Here is a 2,088-nt window from a genome sequence, read left to right as displayed (position 1 = left end):
GCCTCGGAGTGGTTGGGTTGGCGCGCGCAGATGGACTTCGACGAGGGCCTGAAGCGCACCATCGCCTGGTATCGGGAGCATCCTCTGCCCGTGGTCGCGCCCACCTGGTAGTTCAGCCGAGCTCCGGCTCAGCCCTTCCGGGCTTCGCCATCACCAGCAGTCCTCCATTGAAGGGGCCTCCGCCCCCTACGGCCATTGGCGCTGCGCGCCGCAGGCCTACCCCGGGTCGGGGTCGAACCCCGACGCCCCACTAGAGACGAGATCAGAAAATCGCTCCTGGGGGATCGACGTGGGAGATCCCCCATGATCTCATCCACTTGGGAGGTGAGTCATGAGCGACGACTGGGTCCAAGAGCTGTCCGTCGAAGAGGAAGCGGTGCTTCGCCTCTGCAAGAAGCAGCCTCTGTGGCGCTTCCTGCGGGAGCAGCGGACGGCGCTCTTCAACGAGCCCGTCAAGGCGTCGTTGGTCGCCATGTACAGCGACTCGCCTCGGGGCCGACCGCCGAAGAACGTGGAGCAGAAGGCGTTGGCGATGCTGCTTCAGGTCGCTTTCAGCGCCCCTGACCATGAGGTCCCCACGCTCACAGCCGTGGACAAGCGCTGGCAAGTGGTCCTTGGCTGTCTCGGTGACTCCGGGACACTCCTGAGCCAGGGGACGGTCCACGACTTCCGGACGCGCGCAATCTCGGCTGGTTTCGCCTCGGTTCTGCTGGAGAGAACCGTGGCCCTCGCCAGGGAGAAGAAGGGCTTCAGTCACACCCGGCTGCGAGCCCTCATTGATTCGAGCCCACTGCTTGGCGCGGGGCGCGTCGAGGACACCTTCAACCTCATTGGCCGAGGCATCTCCCACCTCGCCAAGACAGCGGCCGCGGAGTTGGACAAGAGCGTCGAGGAGGTCATCGATGAGGCTGGGGTGCCGCTCGTCTCGCACTCGAGCGTCAAGGCTTGGCTCGACTTTGACTGGTCGGACAAGCCCGCTCGCGCCGACGCACTCCAGCAACTCATCGGTCAGTTCGAGGCGCTGTGCAACTGGCTCGAGAGCACGTTGGGCGCACAGGAGATGAAGAAGCCGCCCATCGGCGAGCACATCGCGCAAGTCGAGCGGCTCATGGAGCAAGATCTCGAGCCAGACCCGAACGATCCCAGCGGGACGCGACGCCAGGTGCGTAGAGGGACGACGAAGAACCGCCAGATCAGCCTGTCGGATGGCGACATGCGCCATGGTCGCAAGTCCAAGACGAAGGCCTTCAACGGCTACAAGCGCCATGTCGTAGTCGACGCCGACATCCCGGGCCTCGTCCATGCGACGGAGGTCGTCGCTGCAAACGTGCCGGAGCATGAACCGCTGGCTCGACTCCTACGCAGCGTGGAGGCCGCTGGCGCAGAACTCGTCGAAGTTCAGGTCGACCGAGGATATATCCCCTCTGCGGATCTGATGGCCCGCCGCCGTGCGGGACTACGGGTGCTCAGCAAGGCGCCCACGCTCAGGAACGGCGAGCTGTTCACGAAGAACGACTTCACCGTGGACCTGGATAACGGGACGATCACGTGTCCGGCCGGAAGCACTGTCAAGGCCAAGGGCACGAAGACCGGGGTGACGACCTTCCCCGCCGCGACTTGCGCCGCCTGTTCCAAACGGGGGCAGTGCACGACATCAAACAAGGGCCGTTCGATTCGACTGCATCCCGAGGAGGCGTTTCACCAGCAGCTACGCGCGGAACTGGCCACCAGCAAGGGTCGCCAGAGCGCCCGTGAGCGCGTTCAGGTCGAGCACGCACTCGCTCGCGTCGGTCAGATCCAAGGTCGCCGTGCGAGATTCAAGGGATTGAAGAAGAATCAGTTCGACCTCCAACGCACGGCCATCATCAACAACTGCTACGTGCTGATGCCGCTAATGGCCGCTGCCTAATTTCCGGTCAGGTCTCTAGGGGGGGTGTCGGGCATTGGCCCGACTCAGGGGTAGCCATGTCGCCACGGAGTGGCGGCGTGGCGTAGGGGCGGAGGGGCCCCTTCAGCAAGAAACAGCTGGCGCTCGCGAGGCCCCGAAGGGGACGAGCGAGCGCTAGCCTCCGCGCCTACATGCCGGCG

At 64.8% G+C, this 2,088-nt stretch carries 1 protein-coding gene; it reads left to right on the top strand.

What is annotated here, in order from left to right:
- Window positions 1-331: 331 nt before the first annotated feature.
- Complete coding sequence (locus GY812_16255) at window positions 332-1,909, top strand: transposase (GenBank protein MCP4437035.1); 1,578 nt, start codon at window positions 332-334, stop codon at window positions 1,907-1,909.
- Window positions 1,910-2,088 lie beyond the last annotated feature (179 nt).

Source organism: Actinomycetes bacterium, assembly GCA_024222295.1.
Taxonomy (GTDB): domain Bacteria; phylum Actinomycetota; class Acidimicrobiia; order Acidimicrobiales; family Microtrichaceae; genus JAAEPF01.
Note: the sequence above shows the minus strand (reverse complement) of the source record. Positions and strands in the feature narration are given on the sequence as shown.